General features: G+C 72.3%; 2 protein-coding genes and 1 pseudogene. All 3 read right to left on the reverse strand.

The window, feature by feature from the left end; genetic code table 11:
• Positions 1-838: serine/threonine-protein kinase (locus O3Q52_RS52150; protein ID WP_269655405.1), on the reverse strand; the 838-nt coding region annotated here is incomplete at its 3' end.
• Positions 839-903: 65 nt separating this feature from the next.
• Positions 904-1,521 carry a hypothetical protein gene (locus O3Q52_RS52155; RefSeq protein WP_269655404.1) on the reverse strand — a complete coding sequence of 206 codons (618 nt, stop codon included), beginning with the start codon at positions 1,519-1,521 and terminating at the stop codon, positions 904-906.
• Between the two features lie 164 nt (positions 1,522-1,685).
• A pseudogene (locus tag O3Q52_RS52160) lies at positions 1,686-2,245 on the reverse strand (SAM-dependent methyltransferase); the annotation flags it as partial.

Genomic DNA, 2,245 nt, shown 5'->3' on the forward strand with positions numbered 1-2,245 from the left:
GCCAGGGGGCGTGCGGGCGCAGGAAGGGGCGGGTGGGGTCGAGCGGGCCGCCGGACGGGATCCCGCGCGCGGGAAGCAGCGGCAGCAGTTGCTCGTACGTCTCCTGCGCGGAGTCCGGGCGGTGCTGCGGGTCCTTCGAGAGCAGCCGCAGCACGAGCGCTTCGAGCGCTTCCGGGACCTCGGGGCGCAGGCGGCGGACCGGGAGGGGCGGTTCGTAGAGGTGGCGGTGGAGCACGCCGAGCGCGGTGGAGCCCGAGAACGGCACGTCCCCGCTGAGGAGTTCGTGCATCAGCACCCCGAGCGCGTACAGATCCGTGTACGGCCCGACCGCGCCGCCCATCGCCTGCTCGGGGGCCATGTAGGCGGGCGAGCCGATGGGTGAGCCCGTGTGGGTGAGGCGGGTGGTGTCCGTGTCCATGACCGACGCGACGCCGAGGTCGAGGACGGTGACCGTGCCGTCCTGCTTGACCATCACGTTCCGCGGCTTGAGGTCGCGGTGGACGATCGGCACGGCGTGCACCGCGGACAGCACGGCACAGAGCTGGGCGGCGACCGAGACGGCCCACTGCCAGGGGTACGGGTCGTGTTCGGCGAGGTGGTCGGAGAGGTCGGCGCCGTCGACGTACTGCATGACGAGGAACAGCTCCTCGCCCTCGCTGCCCGCGTCGTGGACGGTGACCAGGCCGGGGTGGTCGACCTGGGCGGTGACGCGGCACTCGCGCACGAAGCGGCGGCGCAGTTCGTCGGCCTCGGCGCCCGCGACCTTGTCGGGGCGCAGCAGCTTGACGGCGACGCGCCGGTCGAGGCGCTGGTCGTACGCCGTCCACACCTGGCCCATGCCGCCCTGTCCGATGAGCGTGGACAGTTCGTAGCGGCCGGTGATCACACGTCCCGGCGCCACGGTCACCTGCCGTCCTCGTGCTTGCGGAGATAGTCACTCAGCTCGTCGAGCTCGGCGCGCACCTGGTCGATCCTGGCCGGCGCGGGGCGCTGCGGCTGGGGCGGCGGGGTCGGGGTCGGCGTGCCGGGCTGGGGCGTGGCCGGCTGGGGTATCGGCGCCATCGGGGGCACCGGGGTGTGCGGGCCCGTCGCGGCGTTGTACGGCGACTGCTGCTGCGGGTAGCCGTACACGGGCGACGGGGCCTGCTGGTGCTGCGCGTAGCCCGCTGCCGCGTAGCCGAGCTGGTGGAAGTGGCGGATGTCGGCCGAGAGGTAGTACGCGATCACGACCACGAGCGAGCCGAAGAGCAGGGCGAGGCCCAGCCAGCCGCCGACGGTGTGGATCTCTTCGCCGGGCTCGGTGCCGAGCAGGACGAGTCCGAGGATCTCGGCCGCCAGGGTGGCCACGAACAGGCCCCAGTCCAGCGACTTCCGGGTCACGAGTGCCAGGCGCAGCATCATCGTCCAGCCGAGCAGGCCGAAGCTGCACACCGAGATCACCACGAAGAACACGCGCAGGAAGACCAGCAACCCGGTCGAGGGTGGCGGCTTCACCGGCTGCGCCTGGCCGTGGCCTTGCATGGTTGCTCCTGGAGGCCTGATGAGGACGGACGAAGGTCGGGCGTACGACGGACGAAGGACGAACCTACGAGTTGGAAGTCCGAGCGTATAGGCCGACAAGGACAACTGTTCCCGGGTTGTACCGAACCGTTGTCGTGCTGATCGCTCCGTCCGCCCCAACCGTCTCAGCCGGGCTCGACAGTGCCGTCCGTCAGGCCGTCGTACATGCCGCGGACCAGTTGCTCGCCGAGGCGGCCGGCCAGCCGTAGCGCCTCCTCGAACTCGGCGAGCGCCCGGAACCGTTCGCCGTACGTGCGCTGCTGGTCCAGTGGCAGCCGGGGCACCTGGAGGCGGCGGACGTCGAGGCGGGTCGCGGTGGACGCGTAGCTGCTGGCCTGGCGGTTGTTGGCGGTGCCGCGCAGGAAGCCGGCGAGGAACCACGGGTCGATGGCGGCCGGGTCGGGCCGCAGCAGCGCGAGGTTGCGGCCGAGGGCGGCGCCCGCGGTCGCCTCGTCGACCACACGCGCGATGGCGCCACCGCCGAGTACGGGGACGACGATGTCTCCGGGCTCGGTGAGGACGGGTTCCTCGTCGCTCTCGGGCAGCGTTCCGGAGGGCGCTGTTCCGGCGAGGACGTCGTGGTCGGTGAGGACGGGCACGCGCGCGTGGCCGCCGTTTCCGCCCGTACGCAGCTGGAGTGCGCCCCCGCGCGCGAGTTCGCCGATCGTGGTGAGCGGCCAGCGGG

This window comes from Streptomyces sp. ActVer (genome assembly GCF_027270795.1).
Taxonomy (GTDB): Bacteria; Actinomycetota; Actinomycetes; order Streptomycetales; family Streptomycetaceae; genus Streptomyces; species Streptomyces umbrinus_A.

What these genes read in the sequence shown, in the direction of transcription:
- O3Q52_RS52155 (WP_269655404.1), bottom strand. Translation starts at nt 1,521, where the DNA reads ATGCAAGGCCACGGCCAGGCGCAGCCGGTGAAGCCGCCACCCTCGACC.